The organism is Pseudocolwellia antarctica (assembly GCF_049933045.1).
GTDB lineage: Bacteria > Pseudomonadota > Gammaproteobacteria > Enterobacterales > Alteromonadaceae > Pseudocolwellia.
The window spans coordinates 448,844-465,867 of sequence record NZ_CP187926.1 but is presented as its reverse complement, the minus strand read 5'-3'; the positions used below and the strand labels follow the sequence as shown (position 1 = coordinate 465,867).

Annotated in this window: 14 protein-coding genes; 6 read left to right on the top strand and 8 right to left on the bottom strand. The window is 38.3% G+C overall.

What is annotated here, in order from left to right; all coding sequences use genetic code 11:
* Position 1 precedes the first annotated feature (1 nt).
* Genes uraH through xdhA form a run of 5 tightly spaced genes read right to left on the bottom strand, consistent with a single transcriptional unit; the run spans position 2 to position 5,722 of the window.
* Complete coding sequence (uraH, locus tag ACPUVN_RS02000; RefSeq protein ID WP_304369961.1) at positions 2-346, bottom strand: hydroxyisourate hydrolase; 345 nt, start codon at positions 344-346, stop codon at positions 2-4.
* A complete protein-coding gene (uraD, locus tag ACPUVN_RS01995; protein WP_426369854.1) occupies positions 343-852 on the bottom strand; it encodes a 2-oxo-4-hydroxy-4-carboxy-5-ureidoimidazoline decarboxylase in 510 nt (169 codons plus the stop codon). Before uraD ends, uraH begins: the two co-directional genes overlap by 4 nt.
* Positions 849-1,847 (bottom strand): xanthine dehydrogenase accessory protein XdhC, encoded by a 999-nt coding sequence (gene xdhC / locus ACPUVN_RS01990; protein WP_426369853.1) that lies wholly within the window; start codon positions 1,845-1,847, stop codon positions 849-851. The genes uraD and xdhC overlap by 4 nt, the downstream gene beginning before the upstream one ends.
* Positions 1,840-4,233, bottom strand: coding sequence for a xanthine dehydrogenase molybdopterin binding subunit (gene xdhB / locus ACPUVN_RS01985; protein WP_426369852.1), 2,394 nt, complete (start codon positions 4,231-4,233; stop codon positions 1,840-1,842). The genes xdhC and xdhB overlap by 8 nt, the downstream gene beginning before the upstream one ends.
* Positions 4,220-5,722 carry a xanthine dehydrogenase small subunit gene (gene xdhA / locus ACPUVN_RS01980; RefSeq protein ID WP_426369851.1) on the bottom strand — a complete coding sequence of 501 codons (1,503 nt, stop codon included), beginning with the start codon at positions 5,720-5,722 and terminating at the stop codon, positions 4,220-4,222. Before xdhA ends, xdhB begins: the two co-directional genes overlap by 14 nt.
* A gap of 198 nt (positions 5,723-5,920) precedes the next feature.
* Between xdhA and ACPUVN_RS01975 the strand changes: the two genes are divergently transcribed.
* The 6 genes from ACPUVN_RS01975 to ACPUVN_RS01950 all read left to right on the top strand — a co-directional run bounded on the left by ACPUVN_RS01975 (position 5,921) and on the right by ACPUVN_RS01950 (position 13,039).
* Positions 5,921-7,456, top strand: a complete 1,536-nt coding sequence (locus ACPUVN_RS01975; RefSeq protein ID WP_426358249.1) for an ABC transporter ATP-binding protein — start codon at positions 5,921-5,923, stop codon at positions 7,454-7,456.
* A complete protein-coding gene (locus ACPUVN_RS01970) occupies positions 7,453-8,580 on the top strand; it encodes an ABC transporter permease (RefSeq protein WP_426358250.1) in 1,128 nt (375 codons plus the stop codon). The genes ACPUVN_RS01975 and ACPUVN_RS01970 overlap by 4 nt, the downstream gene beginning before the upstream one ends.
* Positions 8,580-9,506, top strand: coding sequence for an ABC transporter permease (locus tag ACPUVN_RS01965; protein WP_426358251.1), 927 nt, complete (start codon positions 8,580-8,582; stop codon positions 9,504-9,506). Before ACPUVN_RS01970 ends, ACPUVN_RS01965 begins: the two co-directional genes overlap by 1 nt.
* A gap of 145 nt (positions 9,507-9,651) precedes the next feature.
* Positions 9,652-10,719, top strand: a complete 1,068-nt coding sequence (locus ACPUVN_RS01960; protein WP_426358252.1) for a BMP family ABC transporter substrate-binding protein — start codon at positions 9,652-9,654, stop codon at positions 10,717-10,719.
* A 75-nt stretch (positions 10,720-10,794) separates the two neighbouring features.
* Positions 10,795-12,273, top strand: coding sequence for a uracil-xanthine permease family protein (locus tag ACPUVN_RS01955; RefSeq protein ID WP_426358253.1), 1,479 nt, complete (start codon positions 10,795-10,797; stop codon positions 12,271-12,273).
* Between the two features lie 34 nt (positions 12,274-12,307).
* Complete coding sequence (locus ACPUVN_RS01950) at positions 12,308-13,039, top strand: DUF5020 family protein (protein WP_426358254.1); 732 nt, start codon at positions 12,308-12,310, stop codon at positions 13,037-13,039.
* Positions 13,040-13,377: 338 nt separating this feature from the next.
* Here the strand turns inward: ACPUVN_RS01950 and ACPUVN_RS01945 are convergent, their stop codons facing one another.
* The 3 genes from ACPUVN_RS01945 to ACPUVN_RS01935 are packed head-to-tail and all read right to left on the bottom strand — an operon-like array spanning position 13,378 to position 17,022.
* Positions 13,378-13,791: a group I truncated hemoglobin gene (locus tag ACPUVN_RS01945; protein ID WP_426358255.1), complete on the bottom strand. Its 414-nt coding sequence runs from the start codon at positions 13,789-13,791 to the stop codon at positions 13,378-13,380.
* 2 nt (positions 13,792-13,793) lie between these two features.
* Positions 13,794-14,648 carry a DUF3034 family protein gene (locus ACPUVN_RS01940; RefSeq protein WP_426358256.1) on the bottom strand — a complete coding sequence of 285 codons (855 nt, stop codon included), beginning with the start codon at positions 14,646-14,648 and terminating at the stop codon, positions 13,794-13,796.
* Positions 14,641-17,022 carry an EAL domain-containing protein gene (locus tag ACPUVN_RS01935; protein ID WP_426369850.1) on the bottom strand — a complete coding sequence of 794 codons (2,382 nt, stop codon included), beginning with the start codon at positions 17,020-17,022 and terminating at the stop codon, positions 14,641-14,643. The genes ACPUVN_RS01940 and ACPUVN_RS01935 overlap by 8 nt, the downstream gene beginning before the upstream one ends.
* Between the last annotated feature and the right edge of the window lie 2 nt (positions 17,023-17,024).

Below are 17,024 nucleotides of genomic sequence, written 5' to 3'. Positions count from 1 at the left end.
GCTAGCTACCTCTGTAAGTTGAATAGCCGAAAGGCGACAACAATAAAGGAATATGATGATGTTTAGTGTCTTGCACACGAAAGCAGATTTCAGCTAAAGGATAGAATGCTGGTTTATCACTATCAGTAAAATAAGCATCTAAATCAAAAGTTAACTTATAAGTAGCAAATTCTACTTCGGTAAGTGGCGTTAACCAGTTGGCAATACGTCCGTCTGCATCGGTTAATCCATCAGTTAAAAACAACCATTGGTCATCAACTAATTTAAACATTTTCACTGGAACATTAGCTGCAGGTAGGCCTTTTGCTGTATCTAATATGTGTGTAGTTATTGGGCTTCGGCTCATAGTAATTTCTCCAGTCTAATTTTAGTAATTTTAGCTTGTTCGCCTGCCGCTATAGCAAGTTCTGTGTCGCGATCGTTATTAATTCGTTCTTTAATCAGAGCTAACATTTGCTCTGCGCTTTTACCTGTTGCACACACAATAAAAATAAAACCAAAATTTTCTAAATATGCTTTATTAGTTGTCATCATGTCTTGCAAAACGTTTTCGTCTGCCGCTGACATACCTGATTGTTCGTGACCTGCTTTTTCAGCAGTTGAAGCAAATTTAGCGCGTAATGTTGATACATCACCAATTTGTGGATGCCCTTCAAATGCAGCTAAATAATCGTCTTCGTTAAGTTCGTCCCATATTTTCTGAGCCGTTTGATAAACTTCTTCATGTGATGAAAAAGGACGAGCAGCTACCATAGCTTCTACCCAACGTGGCGCAACGCAACAGCTTTCTAATGCTTGGTAAGCATCGCTTTTCGATTGTTCATTCAGTTGTGTAAGTTGTGTTAAATTCATTCGCTAATAACCTGTACTTTATGGGTTTGCTCTTGCTCGCTTGTTGATTCTGCTGATTTTTTTTCTGACATTTCGACAGTTTCTGATTCACCTTTAGCATCATCTAAAACCAACGCATTTTTTAAGGTTTTCCATTGCAAGCCTTCGCGGCTTCCTTGTTTAGCAGGATGACCTTTATCAAGATTATACTGCTGATATAATTGGATTATTTGACCTGATATAGATACAGCAACTTCCATCGGGAGTTTGCCATTAATACTTGAAACACCGACAGGACAAATCATTTTTTCGATGTCAGATTCAGAAGATTCACGATGCATTAAACGATGTTTAAAGCGTTTAGCTTTAGTGTCTGAGCCAATAACGCCCAACCAAAGTGAATCGTTACGTTTTAAAATAGCTTCGGTTAATTCAAAATCTAATTGATGGTTATGGGTTAAAATTAAAAATGCACTGTTAGCCGTTGCTTGCTTGGCTTGTTCAACAGGAAATTCATCAACCACTTTAGTAACATTGTTTGGAATGTACTCAGGGAAAACATCTTCTCGGTTATCAATCCAACGCACTTGTACAGGTAATTTAGCTAAAATAGGTATGAGAGCTTGCGCCACATGACCTGCGCCATAAACGTCTAGCTTCATGTGTTCGCTAGCGATAACTTCAAATAATATAACCGCACCACCACCACAACATTGACCTAAATTTGCCGCTAAATGAAACTGTTCAATAACTTGTGCTGACTTACCTTGAGCAATGAGTTCTCGAGCTTTTTCAATCACAACAAATTCAAGATGGCCACCACCTAAAGTATCGTAAATATGCTCACCACAAATTACCATTTTGGTACCTGAAGCTCTTGGTGTAGAGCCAGAAGTACCTAAAACAGTAGCGATAACATAGTTAGTACCAGCATCTTCTAGCTGAGCAATACTTTGCGACCACGTTTGCGTATGAAAGCCTTGAAAGGAATCATTCAATCCGCTGGTTTTAGACATGAGAAGAACCTTCTTCGTTCGTGTCTAGTTCAGAGTTAGAGCCTAGGTCAGAAACTAAGTTATCAGCAGCCCATTGTTTAGTGACTACAACAGCATTAAGCACAGTTTCAGGCGTTGCTGGTGTATTCAAATCAGGTGCGTATTTGTAATCAGCTAAACTGCTGATTGCGTTTCTAATTGCACTCCATACACTAAAGCCCAACATGAATGGCGGCTCGCCCACAGCTTTAGAACGAAATACTGAAGTTTCAGGATTTGCTGAATCAAATAACGAAACGTTAAATTCTGTTGGCGTATCACCAATGGCTGGAATTTTATAGGTAGCAGGACCTGAACTGGCTAGTTCTCCGCTATCTTTCCATTGTAATTCTTCTGTCGTTAACCAACCCATGCCTTGAATAAATGCGCCTTCAATTTGGCCAATATCTAATGCTGGGTTTAGTGAGTTCCCTACGTCATGTAAAATGTCAGCACGAGTTACAGTGTTTTCGCCGGTTAAAATATCAATTTCAACTTCACTTAATGCCACACCATGAGAAAAGTAGAAGAATGGTCTACCTTCAGCTTTAGCACGATCATAATGAATTTTTGGTGTTGCGTAATAACCTGTCGATGAAAGTGAAATACGATTCATGTAAGCTAATTCAGCTAACTCAGAAAAACTCATTTCGCCTTTAGCATGAATGATTTTACTATCGTTAAACTCTACACTTTCAGCTTCAACACTAAAGTGCGACGCTACAAATTCGATTAATCTATCTTTTATGGTATTCGCTGCATTCAATGCCGCCATACCATTTAAATCGGTACCGCTTGATGCAGCCGTAGGCGAAGTATTAGGTACTTTATCGGTACGTGTAGCAGTAACACCCACGGTTTCAAAATCAACACCAAAAGCATGAGCAACAATTTGCGCAACCTTAGTATTAAGACCTTGCCCCATTTCGGTACCACCATGATTAAGATGAATAGAACCATCTGAATACACATGAATTAACGCACCCGCTTGATTTAAATGCTGCACGGTAAATGAGATACCGAACTTAACTGGCGTCATCGCTAAACCTTTTTTAACAAAAGGTGAGGTTTTGTTGAATGCTTTTATAGCTTCTTTACGTTCCCAGTATTGCGCATCTTTTTCTAATGTTTCGATCATTCCAGCAAGCACATGTTGCTCTACTTTTTGGTGATAAGGCGTAACATCTCGACCTGGGCGATATAAGTTAGCTTTACGAATAGTAAGTGGATCTTGTCCTAATTTGGCAGCAATATCGTCCATGATCAGTTCAGCCATGATCATACCTTGTGGACCACCAAAACCGCGAAATGCTGTATGACTTACAGTATTTAACTTACAACGATTACCGACAATTTTTGCGGCTGGATAATAATAAGCATTGTCGGCATGAAACATAGCCCTATCAACAATAGCGTCTGATAAATCAGGTGAGTAACCACAGTTACCATTAACTTCGATGTGTACACCTTCAATTAAACCGTTCTCATCAAAGCCTGCGGTATAATTATTATAAAATGGATGACGTTTACCCGTTAATCGAAAATCATCAGCTCGGGCTAACCTTACTTTAACAGGGCTTTCTAAATGATATGTTGCTAAGGCTGCTAAACATGCCCACGGTGCTGCTTGAGTTTCTTTACCACCAAAGCCACCACCCATACGTCGCATTTCTACGGTAACGAAGTTAAAAGGTTTCTTTAAAATTTTAGCGACTAAATGCTGAACTTCAGTTGGATGTTGCGATGAAGATTGAACAAAAATACCGCCATCTTCATTTAGCTGAGTCATAGCAACTTGACCTTCTAAATAAAAATGCTCTTGTCCGCCAACCATCAACTCGCCACTGATTTGATGTTTAGCACTTTTAATTGCGCTAGCAGCATCGCCTCGTTGTAATGAATGTGGTGGACGAACCCAGTGTTGTTTTTCAATCGCTTCATGAATATCTAAAACAGCTTCTGTTTCTTCACAATTAATTTTAACTAAGCGTGCTGCTGTACGAGCCGTATCATAAGAGTCGGCAACAACAAACAGTACCGGCTGATGAAAATATTCAATTTCATGATCGGTTAATAAAATATCGCCCGGAAATACAGGACCAATATCAATTTTACCAGGGACGTCTTTCGCTGAAAAAATGCGTATCACACCTTTTAAACTTTCAGCTTCTTTTGTATCAATTGAGGTAATAAAACCTGCAGCGACTGGCGCTAATACAGGATAACCATGTAAGCAGCCTGCTGGCTCTGCAAAGTCATCTACGTAATTTGCTTTACCACAAACTTGTTTAATAGCACTTTCATGATGTTTTGATTGACCAACACTACCACCACGCGCTTGCAGTTTATCCATTTCAAAGTGACGCATGAGAAATCCTCGCTGATGGTGTTGTAATATTGTTTACCGGAATCGCTTGAGAAAATTCATAACCAATTCGTTGCATTAAGTTTTGAGTCGTGATCAAACGGTAGTTAGCAGTTGCACGAACATCTGACATAGGAGAAAAGTCTTTTTCAACCACTGCCCCTGCTTTCATAAATGTTTTGGTATCTAAACGACCACCAATTAATTGTGCTTCCATTTTCGGTGCTCGTGCAGGAATAGCAGCCATGCCACCTAAAGCAAAACGTGCTGAGGTAATAACATTGTTCGCATGCTCTACCGCTAATATTAAACACACCGTTGAAATGTCATCTTCAAAACGTTTTGATACTTTATGACAAGCAAGTTTTAAAGATTCACTACGTTTTGGAATACTGATTTTAGCGATAACTTCATCAGCAGCTAATACTGTTTGGCGATAGCCCGTAAAGAAGTCTTCAACCTTGATGGTGCGAATACCTTTTACAGATTGAAGATCCATAGTGGCATTTAACGCAATAAGTAAAGGAGCAGGATCACCAATCGGTGATGCATTACCTAAACTACCACCTAAAGTTCCACCATTACGTACTTGAGTTGAACCTAAGCGTTCAAATAACTCTTTAGCTTCAGGATAAGTTCTACAAAGTACATCAACAAAATCGCAGTAAGGTACTGCTGCACCAATTTCAAACTGCCCATCTTTTTCACTAAATTGTGTAAGCTCACTGGTTTGGCTGACAGAAATAACGACTTCAGGTTTTAATAAGTGTTGGCTTAGCTCAATAGCAAAGTCAGTTCCGCCAGCTACAATACTCGCTTCAGGGTAAGTCGCTGTAAGCTCAACTAACTGGCTTACTGTTTGTGGTAAGTAGAATTTTCGTTGGTTGTCTTCTAAATAAGGTAAAGCGTTATCTTGAGGCGCAGCTAATAAGCTTTCTTTAAAGTTGATTGCCATTGCAGACCATGGCTCTTCAGCTCGGTCGTATTCAAAAGCTTTTTCTGCAGCTTTTAATATAGGGTTATAACCTGTACAACGACATAGGTTTCCACCTAGGGCATGAATAACAGCAGTTTTACCAGGATAAGTTTCGTTATTTATATATAAAGCTAATAAGCTCATGATAATGCCTGGCGTACAAAAACCACATTGCGAACCATGACATTCAACCATAGCTCTTTGCACTGGGTGTAAATCTTCTAATTCTGGGTATTGAGTTAACGAAACCGCTTCTACTGTAATAATATGCTTACCATGCGCGTTACCTACTAGCATTAAACAGCTATTCAATGTTTTATATTGCCAGTAAGTTTCACCTTTATTATTTGTGACTTCTTCACCTATTAATAAAGTACATGCGCCACAATCTCCGGTTGCACACCCTTCTTTGGTGCCTTTCTTCCCCGTTGTGGTGCGTAACCACTCCAAAATGGTGAGACTCGGCGAAGCACTCTGCACTTCAGTTACTGTGTCGTTTAGCAAAAACTGTATCACTACTTACCTCTCTACTCTTAGCCAGCCCTTTAGAATCAATACATTAAAAGACTAACTTTAGATTTTTTATATAATTTTTAAATATAGATTATTAGATATGGTCAAGTTATTGCATACACCATACCAACACTGACCGATCGGTCAATAATAAGTTAATTTATTAACTTATTAAAGAACATTCGCTACTAAGGCTCAATAATGACAAATACGAATAGACTTATAATGAAAGGTATAACCAAGGAATACCCAGATTGCAAGGCTAGTAACAATGTCAACTTAGAGATAAAGCACGGCGAAATTCATGCTTTATTAGGTGAAAATGGCGCTGGCAAAAGTACATTGATGAAAATTCTCTATGGCGTAGTAAAACCTGACCGAGGTGACATGTTCTGGAATGGAAAGCTAACCATCATTAATGCGCCAGTGAATGCACGAGCTTTAGGTATAGGTATGGTTTTTCAACACTTTTCACTATTTGAGACCTTAACTATAGCCGAAAATATCGCATTAGCCTTAGGTGATCAAGCGGGAGATTCCCACAGTTTATCTCGTAGAATTGAAGAAACCTCAAAACGTTACGATATGCCATTAGATCCACAAAGACGTATTTCAACACTATCTACAGGCGAACGCCAGCGTGTTGAAATAGTGCGGTGTTTATTACTCGATATTCAGTTATTAATATTAGACGAACCGACATCGGTTTTAACACCACAAGAAGTAGACGCATTATTTAAAACCCTGTTCAAATTAAAGAAAGAAGGTTGCTCCGTATTATTTATTAGCCATAAGTTACATGAAGTCACTGCATTATGTGATACCGCAACAATATTACGAAATGGCAAAGTAAGTGGGCATTGCAATCCTAAAAAGGAAACGCCAGCCTCCATTGCTCGTATGATGGTTGGTGATGACATATCCATAAGTAATGAAACCCGACGGGCTAAAGGCTCCGAAAACTTCCTCAATGTAAATAATCTCTGCACATCCCCCCAAGGTCATTTCGATGTTTCATTAAAAAACATTAGTTTTAACGTTCACAAAGGTGAAATAGTCGGAATAGCAGGTGTAGCAGGAAATGGTCAAGAAGAGTTACTCAAAGCATTATCAGGAGAAGAACCTCAAAAGCATTCAAGTGCCATACAATTTGCCAATCAAATAGTCGACCACTTATCTCCCCTCTTTCGTCGACGCTTAGGTTTAGCATTTGTTCCAGAAGATCGTTTAGGTCGAGGAGCCGTTCCCGAAATGGACTTATGCCAAAATGCTCTACTCACAAGTTATGACGAAGGCCTCGTTAATAAAGGTTTCTTAAATAAAGCAAAAATAAAAGATTTAGCTAACAAAATCATTTCAAAATATAAAGTTAAAACCCCTGGTAATCATTCCCACGCAAATAGCCTTTCTGGCGGTAATTTACAAAAATTCATTGTTGGTCGAGAAATCGAACAGTCCCCTTCTTTCTTACTTATGTCGCATCCTACTTGGGGGGTTGATATAGGCGCTCAAGTTGCTATTCATCAAGCCATTTTACAATTACGTGATAAAGGCTGTGCTGTGCTTATTATTTCTGAAGACTTAGATGAACTTTACAAAATCAGTGATCGTTTAGGCGCTATTTGTGACGGAAAGTTATCACCGTTAATTGCTACAGATGATTTACCCCTGTCTCAGTTAGGTAGATGGATGTCGGGCGACTTTGATCATAAAGCTAACAATGGAGAAGCCGCATGATAATTCGTTTAGAAGCGCGACCACAAAGCTCAAATTTATGGAGCTACTTGTCACCTTTATTAGCGGTAATGCTTACCTTAATTACTGGGTTCTTTCTTTTTTCAGCATTAGACCAAGATCCTATTCATGCGCTGTATATATTTTTCGTCGCTCCTGTTTCTGATTGGTACGGCATTACAGAGTTACTTGTTAAAACAATCCCTATTTTGTTATGTGCTTATGGTTTAGCCCTTTGCTATCGCGCAGGCGTTTGGAATATAGGCGCTGAAGGTCAGTTATTAATGGGTGGCGTTTGTGCTTCAGCCGTTGCTGTACTTTTTGTTGATTCAACAAGCTTTTGGGCAATGCCTTTAACACTAATAGCAGGAATGATTGGCGGCATGATGTGGGCAAGTATTGCGGCGTTTATGAAGTTACGTTTAAACACTAACGAAATTTTAGTCACCATCATGATGAACTATATCGCGTTAAACATTCTGTTATGGGCGGTACATGGACCTTTGAAAGATCCTGATGGCTATAACTTTCCTGAAAGTGCTTTATTCGGCGACAGCACCCTACTGCCTATTTTGTTTGAAGATACCCGCTTACATTTAGGCTTGGTATTTACCTTGATTGCTTTGGTAGCCAGTTGGATATTTATCAGCAAAACCTTTACCGGCTTTCAAATTCAAGTATTAGGTTTAGACAAACCTGCAGCCAAGATGGCGGGTTACAAACAACATAAATTAACCCTTATGGTCTTCTTGGTCTGTGGTGCTTTGGCAGGCTTAGCTGGTGCTAGTGAAGTAGCTGGGCCGATAGGTCAGTTGGTTCCTCATATTTCACCTGGTTTTGGCTACGCCGCCATTATTGTTGCCTTTTTAGGTCGATTACATCCTTTAGGATTAACCTTTGCGGGTTTGCTGATGGGTTTACTTTATATGGGTGGCGAAATGGCTCAAATAGAAATAGGCCTTCCTAACGCCATTACAGGTATCTTCCAAGGTTTAATGTTGTTCTTTTTATTATCTTGCGACGTGTTGATCCGTTACCGCTTACGTTTTTCATTACCAAAAAGCTTTATCAAATCTCTTCAAGCCAATCCAGCAAATCAAAGTGCGCAAACACAGGAGCAAAAATAATGGATATTGATCTAATCACCAATATTTTATACGCCACCATCCGTACGGGTACGCCTTTGCTTTTAGTGGCACTTGGAGAAATGGTTTGTGAAAAGAGTGGCGTACTTAACTTAGGCCAAGAAGGGATGATGTTGCTGGGCGCTGTAGCTGGTTTTATTGCTATGTATCACTGCGACAGCTTATTTATTGGCTTTGCTGCAGCTGCATTAACGGGCGTACTCATTTCTTTAGTCTTTGGTTTTATCACCCTTAACTTAAATGCTAGCCAAGTAGCAGCAGGACTTGCATTAACCATATTTGGTACAGGCTTATCTGCATTTTTAGGTGCAGATTATGAAGGTAAAACAGTTGAAGCTTTACCTACTTTATCCTTAGGCGTTTTACAAGACATTCCATTAATCGGTAAGCCTTTATTCGCGCAAGACGCCATCGTGTATTTGAGTTGGGTATTAGTGATCGGTGTTTATCTGTTTTTCAAATATCACCGTGGTGGTTTAGCTGTTAGAGCAGTAGGTGAAAACCCAGATGCTGGCAGTAATTTAGGTTTACCTGTAATGCGTATTCGTTACATGGCTGTGATGTTTGGTGGTGCAATGGCTGGTATTGCAGGTGCTTATCTTTCTCTTGCTTACACACCACTTTGGACAGAAAACATGACCGCAGGTAGAGGCTGGATTGCTTTAGCTCTTGTGGTATTTGCGAGTTGGCGTGTAGAGCGCGTAATTCTTGGTGCTTACCTCTTTGGTTTTGCCAGCATTATGCATTTGGTTGCTCAAGGTTTAGGGCTATCAATCGATTCTAACTTGCTTGGCATGATGCCTTATTTAGCCACGCTATTCGTATTAGTGATGCTGAGTAAAGACAAAGAAAGATTAAAGCTTTTCGAACCTATGTCACTGGGTAAACCTTGGCACAAAGGACATTAAAAGCATGGCAACTCACAAAGATTTAATAACGTTAATTTTAACTCTGACGGATCGCTCCGTTAGATAAAAAAATCCTTAATTTCTTTTAATACAACGGCGTATCAAAAGGCATAAAGACAAATAAAACCAAAACTGGAGTTTACACATGAAACGAATATTAAAAACAGCAGGTATCGCCTTAATGCTTAGTGTTTCAGCACTTAGTTATGCAAAAGATACTTTGAAAGTGGGTTTTGTCTACGTATCGCCTACGGGTGAAGCTGGTTGGACGTATACCCATGACGAAGCCAGAAAGTTTATTGAGGAAAAATTTGGCGACAAAATTAGTACAACCTTTGTAGAAAGTGTTGCTGAAGGTGCTGACTCTGAAAGAGTTATTACCCAACTAGCCAAAAGTGGACACGACCTAATATTTACCACGTCTTTTGGTTATATGAACCCAACGCTAAAAGTTGCTAAACGCTTTCCTAAAGTTAAGTTTGAACATTCTACAGGTTACAAACGTTCGAAAAATGTAGGTACTTACTTTGACCGTATTTATGAAGCTCGCTATTTAACAGGTGTTATTGCTGGGCACATGACAAAAGTTGACACCGTAGGTTATATCGCTGCGTTTCCAATTCCTGAAGTATTGCGCGGTATCAATGCTTTTACCTTAGGACTTCGTTCAGTAAAGCCTGATGCAACAGTAAAAGTGGTTTGGGTAAACAGCTGGTTTGATCCTGGTAAAGAACGTGAAGCGGCTGACAGTTTAATTGACCAAGGCGCTGACATTATTACGCAACACACAGATTCACCAGCACCATTACAAGCGGCTGAAGCTGCAGGTATTTACGCGATAGGTTATCACTCAGACATGAGTGCGTATGGTCCTAAAGCTCATTTAACCGCTGCAGTGCACAACTGGCATGAGTTCTACGCTAAACGTGTTCAACAAGTATTAGACGATACATGGAAATCGGAAGATGTTTGGCAAGGTATTAGCTCAGGCATGACAACGTTATCACCTTTAAACAAAGCTATTCCTGCAAGTGTAGTTGCTGAAATTACAGAGCTAACAAACAAAATATCTAAAGGTGATCTGCACCCATTTACGGGTCCAATAAAAGACCAAGCAGGTAAAGAAATATTAGCTGCAGGTGAAGTGATGGATGACAAAACCTTATTAAGAATGAGCTTTTATGTAGAAGGCGTTGAAGGCAAGTTGAAATAGTCACTTTTAGTAAATTAGCCATGAGAAACCATTATTGATTTCTCACTATTTTTGAACAAAAAAGAGAGTTTAGTTATGTCAAATCAAACCAGTTCGTCAGATGACATCATTTATGCTGTAGATGATAAACCAGGTGCCGTTGAATCATTTTTTGCAGGTTTACAGCATGTGCTTGCAAGTTTTGTAGGGATTATTACTCCAACGTTAATTATTGGTGGTGTATTAGGCTTAGGTGCAGAAATACCTTACCTAATCAGTATGGCGTTGGTTGTTTCGGGCGTGGGCACTATGATCCAAGCTCGTCGTATTGGTCCTGTTGGTTCAGGCTTAATTTGTGTTCAAGGCACTAGTTTTGCTTTTTTAGGCACAATATTAGCGACGGGCTTTGCCGTAAAAGCAACGGGTGGTTCAATCGATGAAGTACTCGCTACTATATTTGCCGTGTGTTTTCTTGCGGCTTTTGTAGAAGTTTTTATCAGCTTTTTTGTTGATAAGTTGGGCAAGGTAATCAAGCCAGCGGTAACAGGTGTGGTGATCACAACTATTGGTATTTACCTGATTAAAGTGGGTATGACAGACATAGGTGGTGGTCAGTGGTTACTTGATAACAAGCCTGAAAATTTTGCTTCAGCAAAAAATCTTATTGTGGGTTTTACTGTAGTGGCTTTAGTTGTATTTCTTAATGCGAGTAGAAACCAATGGATACGTTTAACGGCTGTTGTGGTAGCCATGACTATTGGTTGGATATTGGCGCTTATTTTAGGAATAGCGAGCTTTAAGCTTGGTGAATATGACCTTATCGCTATGCCTATCCCTTTCAAATATGGTTTTAATGTTGATTTAGGTGCTTTGATTGCTTTTGGTTTTTTATATTTGATCACAGCCATTGAATCGACTGGCGACATTACTGCTAACTGTTCTGTTTCAAAATTACCTGTTTCAGGTCCTAGTTACTTAAAACGCATACGCGGCGGTATTTTAGGTGATGGTGTAAATTCAATAATAGCAGCTATGTTTAATACATTTCCTAATACAACTTTCAGCCAAAACAACGGTGTAATTCAATTAACAGGTGTGGCAAGTCGTCATATTGGTATCTGGATTGGAGCTATTTTATTAATTTTAGGCTTATTTCCAGTGGTTGGTACAATCTTACAAAACATACCTAAACCTGTACTGGGTGGTGCAACGTTAGTAATGTTTGGAACAGTTGCAGCAGCGGGTATAAAAATATTAGCAGGAGAAGAAATGAACCGTAGAAACTTATTGATTATAGCAGTGAGCTTCGGAATGGGGCTAGGTGTTAGCTTTGTTCCTGCCCTATTTACCAATGCACCTAAATTAGTTGCGGCTGTATTTGGTAGTGCGGTTACCGTTTCAGGTTTAACTGCGATTGTGATGACACTCATACTGCCTGATAACTATTCAGCAACTGCAGACAGTAAAGATAAAGCAGCTTCAACAAAAGTGCCTGCCGCAGAAATAAACGTAGAAACAAAAACAACAAATAAAAATGATAAAGCGAGTGCTGATACTACAACTAGCATCGCATAAAAAATAATAATTTTAACTTTAAAGGGAAAACAACATGAAACTTAAAACACTTGCTAGTTTAGCTTTAATACCAACAATCGCTTTATGCTCAATAAATGTATCAGCTAAACAAATTTGGTCTGATTACAGTGTTACAGCAATGACAGGGAGCGATTACCTTAATCCATTTGCTGGCACTGAAGATGATAGGGATGTTGTAACTATAGAACATGCTTCTGGTCACACTTGGGGCTCAACTTTCTTCTTCTTGGATCGCTTATCTAACCCTGATGAAGTTTATGGTGAAATTAATATTAATCCAACTTTATATAAAATGGATGGTTTCGTAAAAGAAGTGTATTTAGGGCTACAGATTGAATACGGCTCTGGAGACACTAACCAAAATAACTTTCTATATGGTGTAGGTGTATCGCTAGCAGTACCTGGCTTCAAGTTTTTTAATGTGGGTTATTACCGTCGTAATCAAGATGAAATTGGAATTGAACGTGAAGATAACAACCAATTACAAGTTACTTGGCGTATAGATGAAGGCAACCTTCGTTATGATGGTTTCTTAGATATTGTAGATAGCGCTGACACTATGTTTGGTGAGAGTGAAGGAGGTTTCAACTTTACTTCTCAATTGAAATACAACATTGGTCCAATGTTAGGTATGGAAAGTGGTCGTCTTGATGTAGGTATTGAGTACGTATATTGGAAAAACAAGTTTGGTGTTGACGGTCAAACAGAGAAGAACCCTAACTTAATGGTTAAATGGCACTTTTAGTTAGACTTAACTACTTTTAACGTTATTTAACCTGAACTCGGTTTAGTATGTTTTTAATTCATTGAAGTTATGACTAATAAAATTTAACTCATACTCTAGTTTGTAGTTTTTCTTTCTTCAAGGAAAATTTCGCGTCAATAGCTATCCTATTGCAAATAAATTTAACGATGAAGCAAGTAAAAATAGCTGCTAGAGAAGAATATTAAAAAGCCGCAACGTGTATTTTTAATACAAGCTGCGGCTTTTTTTGTTTGATTAACAACACTCTTTTGATGTGTTTAAGTTAAAGCTTATTAAAGCTAAAACCTATTAAAGCGACAAAGTAAAACCGAGCAAAGTTAAAGATAAATAATATCTTCTCTTAGCTTGGCTAAATGATTCAATATTTTGTTTTGGTGTGGATGAGTTACGTTAGATTTATTCATCGCATTAATTAAGAGATCAACCGTGGTATTAAAGTCGGTTTCATTAATGTTCATGCCTTTATGAACTAACAACATTGAATCCCCTGTGTATTCACAAGGACCTTCAAGTACCAAACATAAGTGTTCAGTTATTTTCTCTCTGAATCTATCAACATTAGCGTTAGCAAAATAAGGAAAGATTGATTCGTTGTATTGAATTTCTTCAATAAAGTTATCAACAATCAAGTCTATTTTCGGCTGTCCACCAATGGTTTCATATAAAGACGCTTGTTTTGCTGCACAACCAGAAATAACCAGTAAAGCGATAAGACATATTGATTTTAACATAATTACCATAATTTCCCCGTCATCGTTAAGAAAAGTCCGTCTTGATCTTTAGCTCCTGCGATCGTGCCTAATTTCGCCCAAGCTAATGTTAAGCTGAAATGTTTATTAGGAATATAACCGACAAAAGCATCAAACCAATCATCTTCTTTTAAACCTAAGTTGTCTGGCTTTTCTCTGTATTCGATACCTGCAACCCAGTTTCTAGATAAGAGTATACCTACAGATCCTTCAAGCAAAAATTGGTAATTTTCTTCCGTGCTAGAACCAAAACCTAATAGACCTAATTCGTTACCCTTAGATAAACGCCCTGTAAGGTTCCACACCACGTTATAGCCATATGCTAAGCCTAAGTTAACCTTGGTTGCGGCTATATAATAATCGGTACCTGAACTAGAATCTTTTGCGCCTAAGGCGTTTGCAATCGCTCTATCGCTTAATCTTTTATGATGCATACCTAAACTAATTTGAGGCCACTTAGAATAGATAACATCGCCATACACTCGTACTTTTGCACCATAAATGGTTTGTTCAATATCACCACCTAAAGTCGTTAAATCAAACCTCTGTTTTGCAATGCTAAGTTCAACTCGATCATAAAAACCGACATTTGCTCCCAAAACATTTAACCGATAATCATCTAAGGTTACTTGCGTATAAAAAGCGGAAGCTGAAATCTCATCTTTTGAACCATAGCCAGCAATAGTCGCCCAAGGCACAATTCCGCCACCGCCAGAACCTTCTATTTGCGTAATGCCAGATGTGGCTAATAACTTTCCGCTGCCTGCCAGCGCTGGTGTTGCTATTGATGAAACCATTAAGCAGATAAGGTAAAGCAAATGATTGTGTTTTTTAAGCATTATGTATTACATTTTCTTGATGGAATGTTGTTAGCCATGTATTAACGTCTTGTGATGGCATAGGTCGGCTAATAAAATAACCTTGAATATATTGACAGTTCATTTCGTTAAGCATGTTTAAGGTTGATTCGTTTTCTACGCCTTCAGCAATAACATATAAATTAAAACTTTGAGCTAACGATATAATGCTTTTAACGATAATTTGATCATCTAAATTTTCATCAAGTTTTAGAATAAAGCTTTTATCAATTTTCAATTCAGCTACAGGGAAATCTTTAATGTAAGTTAAAGATGAATGCCCAGTGCCAAAGTCATCAATTGATAAGATAAAACCATATTCTCTGAATTTATTCAGCTGGATGATCGCTTTTTCAGGATCATCCATAATATCACTTTCAGTAATTTCAAAAGAAAGGTGATAAGGAGATAACCCGTAGAGTTCTAAGTTTGACAAAATAACGTCAAAAATCTCTTCTGACATAATATCTTGGGCTGAAAGGTTAATCGCCACTTGCACATCATTTCTCTGCCAAGAAGCTAAGTCACTAATCACTCGATGTATAACCCAATGACTCAACTCTTTTATAATGCCTGCTCGTTCAGCAATAGGAATAAATAATTCAGGAGATATGAATCCTAATTTTGGACTATTCCAACGGATTAATGCTTCCATCTTCTCAACCTTATTTGTTTTTAATAACAACTTAGGTTGATAGAACATAGCAAGCTCTTGATTATTTTTATCTTCTAAAACATTTAAGAGTGCATGAAGGATCTCTAAACGTTGCAGGTACACCGTTTCTTGTTCTTGATGATAGGCTTGAATGAAGTTGCTAGACAGGCGTGCATGACTAACCGCGATACTTAAACTACGTAAAATATCTTCAGCTTCTTTTTCTAATGTTTGAGGATTGTTCACACAACCAATAACGAGTTTAATCCTAATTTTTAATTGCGAGCAAAGTACTCGTTTTTCAAAGTCAGACTGGAGCTTACTTAATGCTTGTTCATCAAGCGGTTCAGGTGGCAACCAAATAACTTCTCCGCCAGAAAATCGAGCAGCGTAGCCGCCCTTTTCTTCTATGTATTTAGCTAATTGCAGTATGCAGTTATCACCTACTTGAAAACCAAAGGTTTCATTAACTTCTCTAAAATTATTAATTTGAATAGCTAATAACTGAGATTCTTTAGCTTCGGTAAGAGTTTCTTCTAATACTGAAAGAATTTTATTTCGATTGTATAAGCCCGTCAGTTGGTCGTGTAAGGCACTGTATTTTATTTTTTCTTCACGTTCTGATATATCGTGCTGCATGTGTGTAAACACAGATGATAGATTACGTATTTCAAAAGAACCGTCATCCAAGCTAATGCGTGTTAAATAATCTCCACCTGCAATTTTCTTGGCAACAATTGAAAGTTTTTCAAGTGGCTGCGTTAAGTTTCTTGAGAAAATAGTGCCCATTAATAAGGTTAATAACACGGCAACAATAGAGATCACGATAACTTCATCAAGCAGCGCATCAAACTCTTTAAATAAAATATCTGTGTCATGAGTTAATAAAATATAACCTGAGAATTCAGGATAATCTGTTAAATATAAACGTTTGGTGGCAAAGTTTTCTCGTTCGTTATAAGTATTTTTATTATCAGCTTTATCTGAGCTATCGAGTTCAGAATTCCCTAATAAAGTAACTAAATTTTCATATTTAAGAGTGGTTAAATATAGAGGTGTATTATTCTTTAATGCTGCGCTTTGTGAGGTAACATTTTTAACCATATCATCATTAAAAGCGATAGTGATATCAAGTCTAGTTAAGTGACTAACTCGCTCAACCAACGGTTGGTTAATCTCGAAACCTATCATGGTAATAGCAATGGGCTGTGGCGCATCCACTGTTAAAAATAGCGTTTGATAAAGCTTACCGTTAAGCTCTTGAATAGTACTTAACCCACCATCGGCTATTATTTTATTAATTGCCGTTCCCATATCTGTAATGCCGTCATCAAATGACAAGCCAGAACTCTGAGATATTGTTTCGCCCGTTAGTGTGAACACCGCCATAATATCAGCTGAAATTCTTTCACTTTGGTTATTCAAAACACTAACAATCGTCGCGCTGTCGTTCGTAGCTATAGCTTCTTTAAAGCCAAAGTCTTCTGTTAATACCGTTGCTGCACTAATTAACATGCTTTCACGATTACGTAAAAAATCTAAGAAAACACTTTCACCTACATCAAGTTCTCGAGAAAGTTGGGTATTAGCATGTCTGTCGGTGGCAAAGCCAATTGAGATAAGAATAGCAATAGTCGTGACTATAACGAGACTAGCGATTAGTCTTATTATTTTCGTTTTAAGAGAATACGAAGCAGCCACTA